The organism is Vibrio sp. 10N.261.54.E10, from assembly GCF_002877735.2.
In the GTDB taxonomy this organism is placed as follows: domain Bacteria; phylum Pseudomonadota; class Gammaproteobacteria; order Enterobacterales; family Vibrionaceae; genus Vibrio; species Vibrio crassostreae_C.
The window spans coordinates 137,502-157,445 of the sequence record NZ_MCXE02000003.1; the positions used below are offsets into that span (position 1 = coordinate 137,502).

Sequence of the window (19,944 nt, forward strand, 5' to 3'; positions counted from 1 at the left end):
TTCAAAATGAAAATAAAGTATTAATTCATTATTTTCACATATTTATTCACCAACAGTTCAATCCATTGATTATTTTTAGCGTGGAGCGCGAATTATATGCCATCCGATAGGAAAAACCGAAGCTGATTTATTAGGCAAATAGAAAGTAAAAAGCCCACTCACTAATCAATAGTGAATGGGCTTTGCATAATAATGTCTGTTTACTAACCTTCAATCTTTCATCAAAGGCTAGCTCACTAACTCATTGTTAGGATTACTTTTGGCTATTCAAAGCACGGATACGGCTTGATAGCGAGTAAAGGCGGATGAAGCCTTCAGCATGGCTTTGGTCGTAAACTTCATCTTCACCAAAGGTTGCAAACTCTTCTGAGTACAGGCTGTTGTCAGAACGCTTCTGAGTCACCGTTGCATGGCCTTTGTAAAGCTTGATAACCACTTCACCATTCACGTCTTGTGCTAGCTCTTCTGTCGCGGCAAGGATTGACTTACATAGTGGAGTGAACCAACGACCATCGTATACAAGGTGAGAAGCCTTAACACCGAGCTCTTCACGGAATTCGAATGCCGCTTTATCAAGAACCAGTTGCTCTACTGCACGCAGTGCTTCCATCATGATTGTGCCACCCGGAGTTTCGTAACAACCACGAGACTTCATGCCAACAAGACGGTTCTCTACGATATCGATACGACCAACACCGTGCTTAGCACCTTTCTCGTTTAGGTAAACCAGTGCGTTGTATGGCGTCATTGTTTCGCCATCAACCGCAACCACTTCGCCTTTTTCAACTTTAAGCGTCACTGTTTCAGATTCGTTTGGCGCTTGCTCAGGGTCTACAGTCCAAGCCCAGCAATCTTCGTTAGGTGCATTCCATGTGTTTTCTAGAACGCCGCCTTCTGTTGAGATGTGCCATGCGTTTGCATCACGCGAGTAAATCTTAGTAAGAGAAGCCGTACAAGGGATGTTACGCTCAGCCAGGTAATCTAGACACTCTTCACGACTCACTAGATCCCATTCACGCCATGGTGCAATTACGTGTAGATCAGGTGCTAGTGCAGCAAATGCGCCTTCAAAACGAACTTGGTCATTACCTTTACCAGTACAGCCGTGACACAGTGCGTCTGCACCTACTTTACGTGCGACTTCAACCTGTGCTTTCGCGATGATTGGACGCGCCATCGACGTACCTAGTAGGTATTTACCTTCGTAGTAAGCGCCCGTTTTCAGCGTTGGGTAGATGTAGTCAGCAACCATCTCTTCTTTAAGGTCTGCGATGTAACACTCAGATGCACCAGAAGCTTTTGCTTTCTCTTCGATACCAATCAACTCTTCGTCGCCTTGACCAACATCCGCAACAAACGCAACCACTTCACAGTCATAGTTCTCTTTCAACCATGGAATGATTACTGATGTGTCTAGACCGCCAGAGTAGGCTACTACAACTTTCTTTACGTTAACTTTGCTCATTTTCTTTCTCCTAGTTTCCATACTGCACATGGCGGTCAGCGTTGGAAATGACTTCATAATTATATGTTTATTTAATTTGTCTAAATTCTTTAAGTAGTGACTCGTTGTGAGACCTACTGAGGTAAAAACTGTGTTCCTATGCTTTTACCTGAAAACAGTTGTGTTAGCTTTTCTGGGTATCGCCAAGTGGCAACTTCGATTGGTCGTCCAAGGTCGTTAGCGGCTTCTAGTGCAGCTTGAACCTTAACGATCATGCCGTCGGTAATCACTTTGCCGGCAATAAGGTCATCGGCTTGCTGTTGATTAAGACTTGGAATGAGGTGGCCTTTGCCATCCAACACACCACTTACATCAGAAAGCAGTACCAGTTCAGCATCAAGTGCGCCCGCAACGGCAACCGCAGCTTGGTCGGCATTGACGTTCATCAGTTGGCCTTGCTCAGTCAGACCAATTGAGCTAATGATTGGCAGTGCGCCCGCATTAAGAATCGCTTGCAGAACGGTTGAGTCGCCCGGCTCCGCTTTTCCTACCGCGCCCAGTTCAGGGTTCAGTTCGCTCACTTTGCATAAACCACCGTCTGCTAGGCTTAAACCAACGGCATTGATACCGTCTTTAATTGCCTGACCTTGAAGTAGTTTGTTGGCCGTGCCCGCTAGTGCACCAGCGATCACAGGGATCTGATCATAAGGAGTAACACGTAGCCCTTCTTTCTTAACGGTTTCGAGGTTCAACTTATTCATCAAATCATCAACAAGGTAACCGCCGCCGTGAACAATCACGATTGGTCGTTGTGCCTGTTGTTGGTAAGCAGAGATAGCACCAAATAACTTGCTAAGTGTTTCACCACAAGATAGCGCAGCGCCACCTAACTTTATGATTAATGGTTGATTATTAAGGCTCATATCTAGATTTCCTTACACTAACGCAGTTAATGGCGCAAAACCATAACGTAAATTCAAACACTGCATCGCTTGGCTAGATGCACCCTTTAATAAGTTATCAATCGCTGAAACAACGATGATGTGATGACCTTGAACCTTCCAACCTAAGTCGCAGAAAGGCGTCTGCTCTACATCTTGAATTCTTGGCAATGTCTCTTCGAGTAATCTCACCGCAGGTTTACCTTGGTAAGCTTGCTCGAAGGCATCTTGTATCTGTTGTTCTGTCACGCCTTCAGCCAATTTCATGGTAATGGTTGCCAAAATGCCACGCTTAAAGTTGCCGAGGTGCGGGGTAAAAATCACATCACATCCTAAATGTGCAGCCATTTCAGGTTGATGACGGTGATTGAATACACCATAAGCTTGCAAGCTCACTTCGCAGAAGCTGTTGACCATCGTCGCCTTGCGGCCTGCACCAGTCACACCGCTGGTTGCGTTAATCACTGGCCATTGGTTTTCATCCAGTAACTTGGCTTCAACCAAAGGCTTAATCGCCAGTTGTGATGCGGTTGGGTAACAACCCGCGACAGCGACAAGCTGAGCTTCTTTAATTTCTTGTTCGTTCCATTCCGCTAAACCGTAAGCCGCTTTGTCTAGCCATTGTTCGTGTTGATGTTCAAAACCGTAAAACTCTTGATAGAAGTTTTCGCCTTTAACTCTGAATGCTCCCGATAGGTCGAAGACTTGGCAATCGTTCTCTAGAAAGATTGGCGCTAGGTCGTGACTAACCTCGTGTGCCGTTGCTAAGAAAATCACATCAGACTGTTTAGCTACTTCTTCCGGATTTGTTAAAGGTTGTACTGGCATATCAATCAAACCAGCTAACTTACCGTGCAGTGCCGCTATAGGTTTACCTGCGTCTACACTATTGGCTGAGACATATAAACCTGATAGCGTGAGCTCAGGGTGTCTGTTTATCATTAGAGCCAGTTCTGCTCCTGTGTAGCCGCTTGCGCCAATGATCGTGGTTTTCAACATCTCAACACATCCATTTCTGAGGTAAGTTACATTTCAAATTTGACTATTCATACTTAATTTTTAGCTTTATTTGATTTCTTATGCATTAAATATGATTTAATATGTGTTTTACCGACTTATGGTTTTCCTGTCAATAGTAGAAGTGAAGTTATTATGCAATTACCGAGTTTTCTTGAGGTCTACAAAGGCCTAATTTCCACAGACTCTATTAGCTCGACCGATCCAAGCTGGGATCATGGCAACGAGAAAGTGATCGAAAAAATGGCTCAATGGTTTAAAGACGTAGGCTTTAGCGTTGAAGTCGTGGAAGTCGAACCCGGCAAGCATAATATGGTCGCTAAGATGGGATCGGGCGAAGGTGGCTTGCTACTCGCAGGACACAGCGACACAGTGCCATTTGATGAAGGACGTTGGAACTTCGACCCTCACGCACTAACAGAACACAACAATCGCTTCTATGGATTAGGCACAGCCGATATGAAAGGCTTTTTCGCTTTCGTTTATGAAGCGGCAAAGAAGATGGATTGGAGCAAACAGACCAAGCCGCTATATGTATTGGCAACCTGTGACGAAGAGACCACCATGCTGGGTGCGCGTCATTTCACTGAAAATGCACCGTTTAAACCGGATTACTGCATTATTGGTGAGCCAACCAGCCTTGTGCCGATTCGTGGCCATAAAGGCCATGTTGCTAACGCTGTGCGAGTAACGGGTAAATCAGGTCACTCTTCTGATCCTGCATTAGGTGTCAACGCCATCGAGATCATGCATGAAGTGTTGTTCGCTTTAATGCAACTGCGTGACAAGCTAGTCAAAGAGTATCACCACCCGGGTTTCGCAATTCCAAGCCCCACTCTAAACCTTGGCCATATTCACGGTGGCGACAGCGCGAACCGTATCTGTGGTTGCTGTGAGCTGCACTACGATGTACGTCCTTTACCGGGTATCAGCTTAGATGGTTTGGATAACATGCTGCGCAGCGCACTCAAAGAAGTAGAAGCAAAATGGCCGGGCAGAATTGAGATTACGCCACTGCACGAACCTATCCCGGGTTACGAGTGCCAACATGACCATCCATTTATCGGTGGCATGGAATCAGTTTGCGAAACTGAATCACAAACCGTGAACTACTGTACAGAAGCACCTTTCCTTCAAGAACTTTGCCCAACCTTAGTGCTGGGGCCGGGCTCTATCGACCAAGCTCACCAACCAGATGAGTTCCTAAGCTTCGATTTTATCGATCCAACGATTGATGTTCTGAGTAAATCTATTCGTAAATATTGTTTCTAGTTATTGCTACCCTTGCGATACTTTTTATAAAAGCTGCCCTAAAAGGTTAATGCCGTTCACTTAAGAGTGAACGGCATTTTTGTTCTTAGCATACCGTTGTGGTCTGGGTTTAACTCTTCTAGGGAATGTCCTTTCCCTTCGCCCTTCAAGTATTAAGCTTTCAGCCATGTTGTGGAACCCCTTTAGCTGACGAGGTATTGCGCCTGGTGTTGAATAAGGTAAGCCTACAAGTAACGCTGATACATGAGCTAACGTGCCGTTAAAACTCAGTTGATAAGGAAGGTAATTTCCCTTTAAATTGAAGCAGAGCTCGACCATCTGATATCGGATTAAATTGTAAGTAAGCAAGATGCCCCATAACTCCTGCTTGACCAGCTCTGGTAAACGACTTCGCAGCGTAAGACGGTTTCCAAGCATGTATTGTTTTTGCTCTCGGTAGCCCAGCTCTATTTCCCAACGATGCTCATAAAGGCCTGCAATATCTTTTGATGGGTAACGCAGGGAGTCCGTCATGGAGGTTAATATTTGGTAGTCTTTTCCTTTAATTTTACGAGTGACAAGTCGAGCGGTTATCGACTTTGGTAAATCAGGCCATAGCTTTCTAGCTCTTGGATTACTGTGTAATTGAACAAGTTTGTCATTTCGCCCTAAAGATTGAACAATGTCATATTGTGTATTTTTCTTGAGGGGGATAAGCCAATGGCGCTCTGAGCCAGAGTCTTGCCATTTATGTAATAAACCTAAAGAATAGAACCCCTTATCGAACATTGTTACGCTATGGTTTGGTGTTGTTTCTATCAGTTTTTCAGCTAATATCATTTCGTTTGTATTGTAATTATCAAATGCACTGGCCGTAATAATGTGACTGCTTAGTTCCATTTGGCAGACCATTCTCACTTGCGGATATTGCGTCCCTTTTTGTCGAGAAAATGCCTTTTCATTTTGCGGGTTATCGGGCGTTCGCCAAACAACGCCATCGACGCCAAGCAGCGTTAATCCATTCCATTGGGGTAACTTTGCACTGTTTAACCATGACGTAGTCATTCGCTCAAAGACCGCTTTAATTGCGTCTTCACCCAACGTCTTTCGACGTTGAGTTAACGCACTCGGTGCGACAAAAGCTTTACCTGTACGGTCGACAATATCAAGTTGGTTCACTAAATCTTTCATGGATTTACTGTTATAGATAGCCATTCCAACAAGCAGCCACACCATGGATTCTAAAGTTAATTTCCTCTTTCTCATCGTGACAGTATCAGTAAGAGAATAGGCTTCGTCGATGAGTTCAATTGGAAGCAAGTCAGACAAAGTCTCAACGCTGCTAGGTTTCCAATCATTAATTATGTTTAGAGCTTGAGAAACATCCATAAAAAAATCCAAGTGCATTAAATACACTTGGATTTTGACAGCTCTGAAGGATCCTTCAACCGATCGCTTTGGCTTTAACTGATCGGCATTAGCCCTAAAAGGTGGCTTTTATTCTGTTATCCCAGCCAAAGCCTGATCTTGTAATTAAATTTCACTTTATTCCGAAGTCTTGGAAAATTTACTTCTCCCGCATTTCGAAAACTAATAATTGCAAACTTAGAATGCTTTATTTGACTAGATACAGCACTTTTCGCTAGATTGTGTACTTAACAAGGAACAATGGATGTAATTTTTTTACGAGGCAGGATGACAATGAACGAGAAATACGCCGCTCTCAAGAGTAACGTAAGCATGCTGGGACGCTTGCTAGGTAACACAATCCAAGATGCACATGGTGACGTTATCTTAGAGAAAGTGGAGACTATCCGTAAACTTTCCAAATCCGCCCGCGCAGGCAACAAAGCTGACCGTGACAGCCTAGTTGAAGAAATCAAAAACCTGCCGAACGAACAACTCACTCCTGTTGCTCGTGCATTTAACCAATTTCTCAACCTCACCAACATGGCAGAGCAGTACCACACCATCTCTCGCCACTGTGAGGAGCATGTTTGTGAACCAGACGTGCTGCAATCTCTATTTTCCAAATTAAACCAGAATGACATCAGCAAGCTAGACGCGGCTCAAGCCGTTCGCGACCTGAACATTGAACTCGTTCTGACTGCACACCCAACAGAAATCACTCGTCGCACCATGATCAACAAGCTAGTTAAGATCAACGAGTGTCTGTCTAAATTAGAATTAAGCGACCTATCACACAAAGAGCGCGTGAAAACCGAACGCCGCCTAGAGCAACTGATCGCTCAAGGTTGGCACTCAGATGTGATTCGTCAGCAACGCCCCACGCCACTTGATGAAGCGAAATGGGGCTTTGCGGTTGTTGAAAACTCACTTTGGGAAGCTGTACCAGATTTCCTACGTGAAATGGACGGCCGACTAAAAGGCTACCTTGGTGAAGGCCTGCCGATCGATGCACGCCCAGTACACTTCTCATCTTGGATGGGCGGTGATCGCGATGGTAACCCATTCGTAACGCACACCATCACCAAAGAAGTACTGCGCCTATCTCGCTGGAAAGCCGCTGACCTTTACCTAGGTGACGTAAACGAGCTGATTACCGAACTATCGATGACTAAGTGTAATGATGCCGTTCGTGAACTAGCGGGTGATGAGCATGAAGCTTACCGAGCAATCCTAAAGAGCCTACGTACTCTGCTGAACAACACGTTAGAAGTGCTCGATGCAAAACTGCATGATGCTGAAGTACCGAAGAAAGAAACACTACAGAACATCGACCAACTTTGGACACCGCTTTACGCATGTTACCAATCGCTGCACGAATGTGGCATGGGCGTAATCGCAGACGGTTCTCTGCTTGATACTCTGCGCCGCCTAAAAGCGTTCGGTGTACACCTAGTTCGTCTCGATGTTCGTCAAGAAAGTACTCGTCACTCAGATGTACTGTCTGAACTGACTCGCTACCTAGGCATTGGCGACTACGACCAATGGAACGAGCAAGACAAGATTGCTTTCTTAACCAATGAATTAAGCTCTAAGCGTCCGCTTCTTCCTCGCGATTGGGAGCCATCTGAACAGGTTAAAGAGGTTTTAGACACCTGCAAGGTTATTGCTGCTCAACCTCGTGAAGCCTTCGGTGCTTACGTAATTTCTATGGCTCGTACTGCATCAGATGTACTGGCTGTTCACTTACTACTGCAAGAGTGTGGTTGCCCGTATCGCATGGACGTGTGCCCACTGTTCGAAACGCTAGACGACTTGAACAACTCAGAAGCGGTAATGAAGCAGCTAATGAGCATCGACTTGTACCGTGGCTTTATCCAAAACCATCAAATGGTGATGATTGGATACTCTGACTCAGCGAAAGATGCGGGCGTAATGTCTGCAGGTTGGGCGCAATACGATGCGATGGACAAGCTGGTTAAGGTTTGCGACGAAGAAGGCATTGAACTGACTCTATTCCACGGTCGTGGCGGTACAGTTGGTCGTGGTGGTGCTCCGGCGCACGCTGCTCTTCTTTCTCAGCCACCTAAGAGCTTGAAAGGCGGTTTACGTGTAACAGAGCAAGGCGAAATGATCCGCTTTAAACTTGGCTTACCAGACGTTGCTGTAAACAGCTTCAACCTTTACGCAAGCGCGATTCTAGAGGCGAACCTTCTGCCGCCACCTGAGCCAAAACAAGAGTGGCGCGACCTAATGGAAGTGCTATCTCAAGTATCTTGTGAGGCTTACCGCAACGTGGTTCGTGGCGAAGAGAAATTCGTACCTTACTTCCGTCAAGCGACACCTGAACTGGAGCTAGGTAAACTGCCTCTTGGCTCTCGCCCTGCGAAACGTAACCCGAACGGCGGCGTAGAAAGCCTACGTGCGATTCCATGGATCTTCTCTTGGAGCCAAAACCGTTTGGTACTGCCTGCATGGTTAGGCGCTGGTGAAGCGATTCAGTACTCTGTAGATCAAGGCCATCAAGCCCTGCTCGAAGAGATGTGTCGCGAGTGGCCGTTCTTCTCTACCCGTCTCGGTATGTTGGAAATGGTGTACTCGAAGTGCAACATGGAAATCGCTAAGTACTACGACCAACGCCTTGTTGACGAAGAGCTATTACCATTAGGTGAGTTACTGCGTGAACAGCTGCAAAAAGACATCAAAGCCGTGCTAAATGTTGAGAACAACGAGAACCTAATGCAGAGCGACCCTTGGGGACTTGAGTCAATCCGCCTACGTAACATCTACGTTGAGCCACTAAACATGCTTCAAGCTGAACTGCTTTACCGTACTCGTAAGTGTGAAACACCACCAGCAGAGCTTGAAGAAGCGCTAATGGTGACGATTGCAGGCATTGCAGCAGGCATGCGAAACACTGGTTAATTAGTGATTCCTACCATTCAACAGACAAAAGGTCGCCTAGTGCGACCTTTTTATTTCACAAAATAAGCAATACTGAGTTTTTTGTCAGTTTTTTGGGTTATTTTGTCCATGTATTCTACTTTATGCTTATTATTTAGATATACTACTGCTCCGCTGCGGAAACACTCCAAAAAATAATCTGCAGCATCTTGACCAATAAACTGGTCAACCTAGGTGATAAACGGCTTTGTAAGGTGACATAACCAACCGATGAGTTGGTGCTACTTAGACATAACCAATATAACGTGCCATTAGAAGCACACTTGTTGTTTAAGTATTTGTTTACTGTTTACCATTTGGATTTCAGACATGTCATTACCACACGTAATTCTAACCGTTTTAAGTACACGCGATGCTACTGGTTACGATATCACAAAAGAATTCTCCGCAAGCATTGGTTACTTCTGGAAAGCTAGCCATCAACAAGTTTACCGCGAGCTAAATAAAATGGCTCAGAACGACCAGGTAACTTGCGTGCTTGAGCCTCAAGAAGGCAAACCTGATCGTAAAGTTTACTCTATCACTGATGCTGGCCGTGGCGCGCTAGGTGAATGGTTTGAACAACCAACTGCACACCCAACCGTTCGTGACGAGTTCTCAGCTAAGCTAATGGCTTGTGCTGTACAACCTTCTGACGCTTACCGTGTACAACTTGCTGAGCTAGTAGAAGAGTCTCGCAAACTGGTTTCTCACTACCGTGAAATCGAAGCAGCTTACTACGCAACGCCATCGACACTAGACAAGCAAGCACGCCTTGAGCGTCTAACACTTCGTCGTAACCTACTTATCCGTGAAGCATGGATTGTATGGGCTGAAGAAGTACTGCTTGAACTTGGCGCTCTAGCTTAAGTTAAGCTAGAAAAGCAAAAGGCTTGAACTCTATGAGTCCAAGCCTTTTTTGTATCTATAGGATTTGAAATGTTACTGCCAGAGGCTTTTTACAAGTGCTTAGGCTTTACTTCTTAGACTTTTCTTACAGCGCAGCGACTTGCGGACGAACACCTAGCGTATGGCAAAGTGCATAAGTCATTTCTGCACGGTTTAGCGTGTAGAAGTGGAAATCTTTCACACCTTCACGGCTCAGTGTACGAACCATATCAATTGCTTGGCTAGCACCAACAAGCTGACGAGTCGTTGGATCATCATCCAAACCTTCAAACTGCTTCGCCATCCAACCCGGTACTTTTACGTTGTTCATCGCAGCAAAGCGAGACGCTTGCTTGAAGTTAGAAACCGGTAGGATGCCCGGAACAATTTCAACATCTACACCAGCCGCCACACAGCGGTCTCGGAAACGTAGGTAGCTTTCAACATCGAAGAAGAACTGAGTGATAGCACGGTTAGCACCCGCATCGACTTTACGCTTTAGGTTAATAAGATCAGATTGAGCGCTTTTTGCTTCAGGGTGAACCTCAGGGAATGCCGCTACTGAGATATCAAAATCGTGGCGAGATTTAAGTAGCTCGACTAGGTCAGATGCGTACATATCTGGCGCGCCGCCGCCTGCTGGAATATCACCACGTAGCGCAACAATACTCTCGATACCATTTGCCCAGTAATCGTCGGCAATTTGAATCAGCTCTTCACGGCTTGCATCAATACACGTTAGGTGCGGTGCAGCCACTAGGCCGGTTTGGTTTTTAATTTCTTTAATGATTGAGTGGGTACGGTCACGTTCACCCGAGTTTGCACCGTAAGTTACCGATACAAATTTTGGTTGAAGTGTTTTAAGGCGGTGAACAGAGTTCCACAGGGTCTCTTCCATCTTCTCACTGCTCGGTGGAAAAAACTCAAATGACACATTGATGTTGTCAGAAAGCTCAGCGATATTCTGATTTAAAGCGTCGATATGACTAGCGTGTGTGTATCCCATCTTACTCTCCCTGTGGCAAAAGCAACCACTAAAAACTCAAATCCTTAAACGACGTTTAGACGTCTATATGTCTGTAGAATGTATTGAATACGATTTAATGTCAACAGATCCATTATGAATTTTTCTCAAGTAGATCGTGAGTAAAACTCAAGTCGTTAGATGGGTCGCAAAGCAGAAATAATGTAGAAAAAAGGCTGAAAAACACATCGTGCTTTCAGCCTTATTTATCTTAGTGAATAGTATGCCATTTAGACACTAAACCAACCGATCTGAGTATCAGAACAGGCTAGACATTCTGTTTAAATCAGATTGAATTGCACCTGCCGTTACTTCACGACCGGCACCTGGGCCACGAATAACCAATGGATTATCTTTGTACCATTTGCTCTCAATCGCAAAGATGTTGTCGCAAGGCAACAAGTTCGCCAGAGCATGTTCTTTAGACAGTGCTTCAACGCCTACGGTTGCCTTACCGTTCTTCTCCAAACGCGCTACGTAACGCAGAACTTTCTGTTGAGAGTGCGCTTTCTCTAAACGCTCAGCCAGCTCTTCGCTCAGTACAGAAGCTTTGTCGAAGAAGTCATCCACAGATAGATCTTGCAGCTCTGCAGGTACGAGCGATTCCACTTTTACGTTTTCAGGTTCGATATCCAAACCAGATTCACGCGCCAGAATCACCAGCTTACGCATCACGTCTGAGCCATCTAGGTCAGCACGAGGGTCAGGTTCCGTAAGGCCTTGTTGCCATGCTAAGTCAACCAACTCGCTGAACGGCACGGTGCCATCAAACTGTTGGAACAACCAAGACAACGTGCCCGAGAAAATGCCAGACAACGCAATGATATCATCGCCACTTTCACGTAGGTCACGTACCGTGTGGTTAATCGGCAATCCAGCACCCACTGTCGCGTTGTACAACCAATGACGGCTGATCTTAGCGAAAGCATCTTGTACTTGATGGTAATACTCGCTCGATGCAGAACCTGCCACCTTGTTCGCCGAGATTAGGTGAATACCTTGTTGTGCGATTTGCAGATACTTTGCTGCAAGCACTGGGCTCGCAGTCACATCCAGAACCACTGCTTCGTCATAACCTTGAATAGAGCCCAAACGCTCTAACCAGTCGTTACCATTGTTAGCAATAGCTTCGTCGTCAAAGCGCTTACCTACCGAAGTCGCATCAATGCCTTGATCGTCGAACCAATAGGTTTGGCTATCAACCACGGCAACCAATTCAAAGTTCATTCCACGGCGCTTTTCAAGTTCCGCTTTTTGCTCAGCAAACAGGCTTAACCAGCTTGAACCAATATTGCCCTTACCACACAAGGCAATCGCAACACGCTTCTGCGCTTGGAACAGTTGAGAATGAATGCCTTTCACTAGACTTGATGTTTCACTCTTACGAATCACAGCCACCAAGCTTAAGCCTGAGTTCGCTTCTGAGATGAACTCAACCGGCGAGCTCTTAAGCTGCTGGTAGAAACCGTAGCAATGGTTAGGGTTCTTAGTCACACCCGCACCCACTGCAGCAATCAGAGAGAAACCTTCTTTTAGCTTAATTTCCGCTTCAATCGCATGGTCTTGGAGATATTCTAATGCACCACCAGCGATCTCTTCTGTGTAGGCAAGACGCAAACAGTGTTGATCCGGTTCAAGCTCATAAGCAAGCGGCTCAAGTTGAGCACGCTTAAGCCCTTCAAGCACTTCACTCTCTAGACGGTCGAAATCATGGCCGTGACCAAAGGTCAGTTGCACGATAAGCACTTCATCCAAAGAGGTAATGATTTTTGCGCCACGACCCGATGCCAGTACACGCTCGATCTGTGTAGAGCCCGCCTCCGGCTGATAGCTGCAGCGTAAGCTGAGATCCATAGCACTTTGCGCGACTGGCTGTAGTGTGCGGCTATGAAGCACAGGTGCGGCAAGACGAGCGAGTTCACTTGCTTCATCAAGACGAAGTAGAGGCAGTAAACACGCATCCGACACCAAGCGAGGGTCAGCACTGTATACGCCTGCTACATCACTCCAAATCGTTACGCGATCCACTTCAGCTAAAGCGCCAATCACGGTTGCTGAATAGTCTGAACCATTGCGACCAAGTAATACCGTTTCACCTTCAGTGTTTTGCGCCATAAAGCCGGTAATCACCACACGACAATGGGCATGTTGCGCCAAGGCTTCTTTAATCAGAGGATAAGAACGAGCACGATCCACTTCAGGCTGAGCGCCCACTTCTGCACGTAAGAAAGCACGAGCATCTTGTGCGACAGCTTGTAAATCATGCTGGCACAACAAAGCCGCGAGTATACGTGAAGACCAAACCTCACCGTGTCCAAGCACTTTTGCTTTTTGTGCTTCGCTCAAGGGAGCCGTTAGCTCACCCAAAGCGGTAAATTCTTGTTGAATGGTTGAAGTAAGTTGTGCGGCTGATTCACCCTCAAGCAGTGCTTCAATCAGATCGAGTTGGAACTGACGAAGTGCTTGTAGGCATTCATGGGCAATACGACCATCTTTGTCGAGCGCTTCAACAAATTCAATCAAACGGTTGGTTGTTTTGCCTGCTGCCGATACCACCACCAAATCAGATGCTGATGAGTATTCTCTAAGAATGTTGACCACGCGTTGGTAACATTCAGGATTCGCTAAACTGCTGCCACCAAATTTATGTAGCTGGCGAAAGGTTGCCATTATTAACCCTCCCCTTCAGCGATAAAGCGCTGTGTTCTTTCAAACGCTTGCTTGAGGTCATCGATTAGGTCTTCTGCATCTTCAAGGCCAACAGATAGACGCAGTAGTTGCTGAGAAACACCCGCTTCTGCTAAGGCTTCTTCACCCATCGCGCGGTGAGTCATCGACGCAGGGTGACAAATCAGGCTTTCAACACCGCCCAATGATTCTGCCAAAGAAAACAGCTCTAACTTATCAACAAAGTATTTAAGCGCCTCGAATGAGCCCGCAAACTCAAAACTGAGCATGGAACCAAAGCCCGATTGCTGTTTCTTCGCGATATCATGACCCGGATGTTCAGGAAGGCTTGGGTGGTAAATAGTGCCAACAAGATCTTGTTGCTGCAGAGACGCTAGAATTTCACGTGAGCTTTCTTCGTGAACTCGCATACGCGCACCTAGCGTACGAATACCACGTAAAGTCATGTAGCTATCAAATGGTGTGCCGGTCGCACCAATACAGTTGCCCCACCATGCTAACTCTTCAGCGTGTTCTTCTGTCTTAGTGACCACAACGCCACCAATAACATCTGAGTGTCCATTGATGTACTTAGTGGTTGAGTGGATAACAAAATCAGCACCCAGCTCTAAAGGCTTTTGGAACACAGGTGTCAAAAACGTGTTGTCGACAGCAACCAGAGCACCAACCTCTTTCGCTTTACGGCAAGTTTCTGCAATATCAACCACGCGAACCAGTGGATTCGATGGGGTTTCAATTAAGATCAACTTTGGCTTAAGCGCGAGCGCCGCATCCAGCGCTGCTTGATCCGATTGATCAACGAACAGAACTTTGAAGTCACCTTTTAGCGAGCGAGTGTTAAACAGACGGTAAGTACCGCCGTAGCAATCGTGCGGTGCAATAATAAGATCATCGCCGCCTAAGAAAGCCGAAACCCATAAGTTAAGCGCCGAAGTACCACAGTTAGTCACAACCGCGCCTTTGCCTGATTCAAGCTCAAACAGTGCCGTCTCTAATAAACCGCGGTTTGGGTTACCAGAACGGGTGTAATCGTACTTTGGCACTTCACCAAAAGCGGGAAACCCATAGTTAGTCGAAAGATAAATGGGTGGGACAACGGCATGGTGTTGCGTGTCTGACTCGATACCAGTACGTACTGCGATTGTTGCTGGCTTCCGGCTGCTCATAGGTGCTTCCTTACAAGTTTTGCGTCTGAGAATCACAGCGGCTTGTCGGCATTTTGCGGCTGTGTTAGATATATGTTATTCACTTTACTTTCATAAACGTGAGACGTCAACACTTCTAGACGTCTATATGTCTTTGCTTATGGCAGTAAATCCCGCTAAAATCACCACTATTAATTTATTCTAACAACTAAAGTGATGAAGGTACGCAATGGCCGACTGGAATGGTGAATACATAAGCCCATATGCTGAGCATGGAAAGAAAAGCGAACAAGTAAAGAAAATTACAGTTTCTATCCCTCTAAAAGTGTTAAAGGTTCTTACTGACGAGCGTACTCGCCGCCAGATTAATAACCTACGCCATGCAACAAACAGTGAGCTACTGTGCGAAGCCTTTCTACATGCGTACACAGGCCAACCACTACCAACGGATGAAGACCTTCGTAAAGACCGCCCAGACGATATTCCTGCTGAAGTGAAAAAGCTGATGACAGAGATGGGTATCGAGTTCGAAGCGTTTGACGAAGAATAAAAACAACTCAGTCACTGCCTTCATTATTGATTCGCTCTAGCTGAACCTTATTTATCACATCGCGCATAGCTTTTTATGATTGCGCTGTGAATGATAGACATAAAAAAACCGACTCCAGATGAGTCGGTTTTTTATTATTCTTTTTGGCTCAATAGAGCAACAGCTATTAAGCCATATAGTTAGCAGGCATCTCGATACGAGCTACGCCAGATTCAACAGCCGCTTCCGCAACTGCTCGTGCTACGCGAGGAAGTAGACGTGGGTCCATTGGCTTAGGAATGATGTAACCCTTACCGAACTCCAGTGCAGTCTCGCCCGCAGCTGCTAGTACTTCAGCTGGAACTTCTTCTTTCGCCAGTTCACGAATCGCTTTAACCGCCGCTAGCTTCATTTCGTCATTAATTTCGCTCGCACGCACGTCTAGTGCACCACGGAAAATGAATGGGAAACAAAGTACGTTGTTTACTTGGTTAGGGTAATCACTGCGGCCTGTACCCATGATTAGGTCAGAACGAACTTCGTGTGCAAGCTCAGGCTTGATCTCTGGATCTGGGTTTGAACATGCAAACACAACAGGCTTATCAGCCATCAGCGTTAGTGCTTCAGCAGGCAGTAGATTCGGCCCCGATACACCCAAGAACAGGTCAGCGCCTTCGATAACATCTTCAAGCGTACGCTTATCAGTGTTATTTGCGAACAGCTCTTTGTATTCGTTTAGGTCATCACGACGAGTATGGATCACACCTTTACGGTCAAGCATGTAGATTTTTTCACGCTGAGCGCCACACTTAATCAGTAGTTCCATACAAGCAACCGCCGCTGCGCCAGCACCTAAACAAACGATCTTACACTCTTCAAGTTTCTTACCTTGAAGCTCGATCGCATTCAGCATACCCGCTGCCGTTACAATCGCAGTACCGTGTTGGTCATCGTGGAATACCGGAACATCACAACGTTCAATCAGGCGACGTTCAATCTCAAAACAGTCTGGTGCTTTGATGTCTTCCAGGTTAATACCGCCGAATGTATCTGCGATATTCGCAACTGTATCAACGAACTCATCGATTGTGCGGTGTTTTACTTCAATATCGATAGAATCTAAACCAGCAAAACGCTTAAACAGGAGCGCTTTGCCTTCCATAACAGGTTTAGAAGCAATAGGGCCAAGGTTACCTAGGCCAAGAATCGCTGTACCGTTAGAGATAACTGCAACCATGTTGCCTTTACCTGTGTACTTATAAACGTTATCAACGTTCTGTGCGATCTCGCGAACAGGCTCAGCCACGCCTGGGCTGTATGCAAGTGCTAGGTCTTCTGCAGAGTTTGCAGGCTTCGTCAGTTCTACGGCAATTTTGCCTGGAATTGGGAACTCATGGTAATCAAGAGCTTGCTGACGGAATTGTTCTTGAGGTGATAATTCTTGAGAGGATTGAGCTTGGCTGCTGTCTTCAGACATAGGTGTAGGTTCCTAGGATATTATTATTTGGGGGATCTTGTTCATGTTAATGGATGTACTTCAAAGTTCCTAGGTGGTTGAAGCCTCTGTCTCATTAAAAAACGAGATTTCACTACTAATAAGACCAGTGAGCAGTTGAAATTACTATCGCTTGTTGAAGTTTCGTGCTGAATTTTGGTGAAGAGAGATACGCAAGGAATTGCCCTGAAATAGAATAGAGAGGCAACTTATCGTTGGGTGAGAGTGATGCTTGAATAGAAGTCAGTGCTTTCTCAAATTGCAGGCAACAAAAAAGGACACCGAAGTGTCCTTTTTCATGTCTAAATAGCGAGAATTACTTCTTGCTAGAAAGAGCACCGAAACGCTTGTTGAAGCGATCAACACGGCCGCCAGTATCTACGATACGTTGCTTACCAGTGTAGAACGGGTGACATTTGTCACATACGTCTAGGTGGATTGATTCTTTTGCTAGCGTTGAGTTGAACTCAAATGTGTTGCCGCAAGAACAAGTTGCAGTAACTGCTTTGTATTCTGGGTGGATTCCAGCTTTCATGGGATAACCTCAAGTAGGCCGTGTCGCTATACGATTCTAAGCCGCACACCACACGTAGTTTAAAAAAAGAAATAAAGACACCGCATCGACACAAAAGAGTGATGAAGCCATACCTTTAAGGCGCAGTATAGTAATGAATCTATAAAGCAGGATCAACCGATTTGATACATTTTTCACCAATTCTCTCTTTATTTCCTTTATCGGCCTGAGATTTCGGGCTGTCGTTGTCGTTGTCGGTATACGCTAACTCGCCACCTTCATCCAAACTGCTTCTCGAATTTAACCGCCTTATCCTTTAGACTGTTCGCTCTCGTCAACTCAGATAAAGCCGTCCCTTTATGCGTCCAATGATTGCCCGCGTGGCACTGCCTGTTCCACTCGACAAGCAGTTCGATTACAAGATTCCAAACCACCTATTCCCGATTATTGGTGGTCGCGTCTCTGTGCCTTTTGGACGACAAACCTTAACTGGGATTGTCACGGCTCTGGTTAACGAATCAGAATTCGAGCTAGATAAGCTCAAGCCCATTAAAGCCTTATTAGACAACCAACCCGTTTGGCCGGAATCTGTCTATTCACTGTTAATGTGGTGCAGTCAGTTTTATCAGTACCCCCTTGGCGAAACCTTTGCTAACGCCCTTCCGAGCGCTCTAAGAAAAGGCAAAGCCGCCGACTTCGCGACGCTGGTTGAGTGGCAGTTAACACCATCAGGCAAAGACCAACTGATGCAAGGTTTTGGTCGCGCGGTCAAGCAAGCCAAAGTGATGCACATGCTTGAGCACGGTCCGGTTCCTCATCAAGAGTTCATTGATGAAGAAGTTGGCAGTGCCGTACTCAAAACGCTAGAAGAGAAAGGCTGGATTGAATCAGTAGAGAAAAAGCCAAAACGTCAGCCATGGCCAGTTGAACTTGAGAATGACCAAGACAAACCTAAGCTCAATGCCGAACAAGCCATCGCGATTGCGACCGTAAATAGCCAAACCGACTTTGGTTGTTTCCTGTTAGAGGGCGTTACTGGCTCAGGTAAGACCGAGGTTTACCTGAATATGATTAAGCCGATTCTCGATCAAGGTAAACAAGCGTTAGTGCTCGTGCCCGAGATTGGTCTCACTCCTCAAACGATTAACCGCTTTAAGCGACGCTTTAATGTGCCTGTTGAGGTTATCCACTCAGGTTTAAACGATTCAGAACGCCTGAATGCGTGGTTATCGGCGCGCGATAAAATAGCAGGCATCGTGATTGGTACCCGTTCAGCTCTGTTCACGCCATTTGCTGACCTAGGTATTATCATTGTCGATGAAGAACACGACGCGTCTTATAAACAGCAAGATAGCCTGCGCTACCACGCTCGTGATGTGGCGATCATGCGTGCGCACAAAGCGCAGATCCCGGTTGTGTTAGGCTCTGCAACTCCAGCATTTGAAACACTGCACAACGCTCAAATAGGTAAATACAGTTATCTCACCCTGACTTCACGTGCAGGTGTCGCACTGCCGACCACCAATAAGGTGTTGGATGTTAAAGGTGAATATCTAGAAAGTGGTTTGTCTGCGTCGTTAATTGCAGAGATGCAAAGACACCTCAAAGCTGGCAACCAAGTGATGCTGTTCCTCAATCGTCGAGGGTTTTCTCCGGCATTAATGTGTCACGATTGTGGTTGGACAGCCGAGTGTAAACGTTGCGATGCTTACTACACCTATCACCAATACAGCAATGAGATGCGCTGCCACCACTGTGGTTCTCAGCAGCATATCGTGCACAATTGCCAAGGCTGTGGGTCTGCAAACTTAGTGACAGTGGGTGTCGGGACCGAGCAGTTAGAAGCTCAACTTGGTCAACTATTCCCTGAATACAAAACCATTCGTATTGACCGCGACAGCACCCGCCGTAAAGGCAGCTTAGAAAGCGCACTCGAGTCGATTCGTAAGGGTGAATTCCAAATTCTTATCGGCACGCAGATGCTTGCTAAGGGTCACCATTTCCCTGACGTGACACTTGTGGCGTTATTGGATGTGGATGGCTCTTTATATAGCAGTGACTTCCGAGCGTCTGAACGTCTTGCCCAGCTATTCATCCAAGTAGCGGGACGCGCAGGACGAGCAAGCAAACCCGGTGAAGTGATCTTACAGACTCACCACCCAGAACATGGGTTGTTGCAAGCCTTGCTACACAAAGACTATAACCACTTTGCTCAGACGGCACTGGCAGAGCGTAAGCAAGCAATGTTACCGCCCTATACCTTTATGACGCTGTTTAGAGCAGAAGCCAATGACACTCGCTTGGTGGAAGAGTTCTTGCGTCAGGTTCGTCACACATTGGAATCGCACCCTCTGTTTGACCAATATTGCATGGTGTTAGGGCCAACCCCGGCTCCGTTAGCAAAACGAGCGGGTAAATCGCGCTGGCAGTTAATCTTACAAACTCAGACGCGCTCGTTAATGCAGAAGCTATTGATGAGTGCCAAGCCGGCCATCAATATGTTACCTGCTGCGAAAAAAGTTCGCTGGTCACTCGATATTGAGCCGCAAGATTTGAGTTAAACCCACTTGGGTTAAAACTAATGATAAGTTTGTTCACAAATATTTCATATTTCTCGTGAGCAACTTCACACTAGTCATGTGATTTTTGTTAATCTAG

15 protein-coding genes are annotated in these 19,944 nt (G+C 46.1%); 5 read left to right on the forward strand and 10 right to left on the reverse strand.

Annotated features, from left to right (window positions below):
- Positions 1 to 253: 253 nt before the first annotated feature.
- From BCU07_RS19550 to argC, 3 genes are all read right to left on the reverse strand, one after another.
- Positions 254 to 1,465 (reverse strand): argininosuccinate synthase, encoded by a 1,212-nt coding sequence (locus BCU07_RS19550; RefSeq protein WP_017061137.1) that lies wholly within the window; start codon positions 1,463 to 1,465, stop codon positions 254 to 256.
- A gap of 113 nt (positions 1,466 to 1,578) precedes the next feature.
- Entirely contained in the window at positions 1,579 to 2,367 is a 789-nt protein-coding gene (argB, locus tag BCU07_RS19555; protein WP_017063686.1) for an acetylglutamate kinase, read from the reverse strand.
- Positions 2,368 to 2,379: 12 nt separating this feature from the next.
- Entirely contained in the window at positions 2,380 to 3,384 is a 1,005-nt protein-coding gene (gene argC, locus BCU07_RS19560; RefSeq protein WP_017061139.1) for an N-acetyl-gamma-glutamyl-phosphate reductase, read from the reverse strand.
- A 153-nt stretch (positions 3,385 to 3,537) separates the two neighbouring features.
- Here argC and argE point away from each other — a divergent pair, with 153 nt between their 5' ends.
- Entirely contained in the window at positions 3,538 to 4,674 is a 1,137-nt protein-coding gene (argE, locus tag BCU07_RS19565) for an acetylornithine deacetylase (RefSeq protein WP_009848891.1), read from the forward strand.
- Positions 4,675 to 4,734: 60 nt separating this feature from the next.
- Here the strand turns inward: argE and BCU07_RS19570 are convergent, their stop codons facing one another.
- The gene (locus BCU07_RS19570; protein ID WP_413286086.1) at positions 4,735 to 6,042 is read right to left on the reverse strand and encodes an IS4 family transposase; all 1,308 of its coding nucleotides are present in this window, start codon (positions 6,040 to 6,042) and stop codon (positions 4,735 to 4,737) included.
- A gap of 306 nt (positions 6,043 to 6,348) precedes the next feature.
- On the opposite strand from BCU07_RS19570, the gene ppc reads away from it, so the two are divergent.
- Both ppc and BCU07_RS19580 read left to right on the forward strand, forming a co-directional pair.
- The gene (gene ppc / locus BCU07_RS19575; RefSeq protein WP_017071318.1) at positions 6,349 to 8,985 is read left to right on the forward strand and encodes a phosphoenolpyruvate carboxylase; all 2,637 of its coding nucleotides are present in this window, start codon (positions 6,349 to 6,351) and stop codon (positions 8,983 to 8,985) included.
- A 348-nt stretch (positions 8,986 to 9,333) separates the two neighbouring features.
- On the forward strand, positions 9,334 to 9,873 hold the full coding sequence (locus BCU07_RS19580) for a PadR family transcriptional regulator (protein ID WP_017061141.1): 540 nt from the start codon (positions 9,334 to 9,336) through the stop codon (positions 9,871 to 9,873).
- 124 nt (positions 9,874 to 9,997) lie between these two features.
- Here BCU07_RS19580 and metF read toward each other — a convergent pair whose 3' ends face one another.
- The 3 genes from metF to BCU07_RS19595 form a co-directional block, all read right to left on the reverse strand.
- A complete protein-coding gene (gene metF / locus BCU07_RS19585; protein ID WP_009848888.1) occupies positions 9,998 to 10,897 on the reverse strand; it encodes a methylenetetrahydrofolate reductase in 900 nt (299 codons plus the stop codon).
- A gap of 276 nt (positions 10,898 to 11,173) precedes the next feature.
- Entirely contained in the window at positions 11,174 to 13,585 is a 2,412-nt protein-coding gene (locus BCU07_RS19590) for a bifunctional aspartate kinase/homoserine dehydrogenase II (RefSeq protein ID WP_102429020.1), read from the reverse strand.
- A gap of 2 nt (positions 13,586 to 13,587) precedes the next feature.
- Complete coding sequence (locus BCU07_RS19595; protein WP_017063681.1) at positions 13,588 to 14,769, reverse strand: O-succinylhomoserine (thiol)-lyase; 1,182 nt, start codon at positions 14,767 to 14,769, stop codon at positions 13,588 to 13,590.
- Between the two features lie 208 nt (positions 14,770 to 14,977).
- Between BCU07_RS19595 and metJ the strand changes: the two genes are divergently transcribed.
- Positions 14,978 to 15,298 carry a met regulon transcriptional regulator MetJ gene (gene metJ, locus BCU07_RS19600; RefSeq protein ID WP_004415993.1) on the forward strand — a complete coding sequence of 107 codons (321 nt, stop codon included), beginning with the start codon at positions 14,978 to 14,980 and terminating at the stop codon, positions 15,296 to 15,298.
- A gap of 166 nt (positions 15,299 to 15,464) precedes the next feature.
- On the opposite strand, the gene BCU07_RS19605 is transcribed toward metJ, so the two are convergent.
- From BCU07_RS19605 to BCU07_RS19615, 3 genes are all read right to left on the reverse strand, one after another.
- Positions 15,465 to 16,754: a malic enzyme-like NAD(P)-binding protein gene (locus tag BCU07_RS19605; protein WP_017061144.1), complete on the reverse strand. Its 1,290-nt coding sequence runs from the start codon at positions 16,752 to 16,754 to the stop codon at positions 15,465 to 15,467.
- 334 nt (positions 16,755 to 17,088) lie between these two features.
- Positions 17,089 to 17,307, reverse strand: coding sequence for a 50S ribosomal protein L31 (gene rpmE, locus BCU07_RS19610; protein WP_004737142.1), 219 nt, complete (start codon positions 17,305 to 17,307; stop codon positions 17,089 to 17,091).
- A gap of 139 nt (positions 17,308 to 17,446) precedes the next feature.
- Entirely contained in the window at positions 17,447 to 17,572 is a 126-nt protein-coding gene (locus BCU07_RS19615; protein WP_277871503.1) for a hypothetical protein, read from the reverse strand.
- Between the two features lie 73 nt (positions 17,573 to 17,645).
- Here BCU07_RS19615 and priA point away from each other — a divergent pair, with 73 nt between their 5' ends.
- Complete coding sequence (gene priA / locus BCU07_RS19620) at positions 17,646 to 19,847, forward strand: primosomal protein N' (RefSeq protein ID WP_102429021.1); 2,202 nt, start codon at positions 17,646 to 17,648, stop codon at positions 19,845 to 19,847.
- Positions 19,848 to 19,944: the final 97 nt, after the last annotated feature.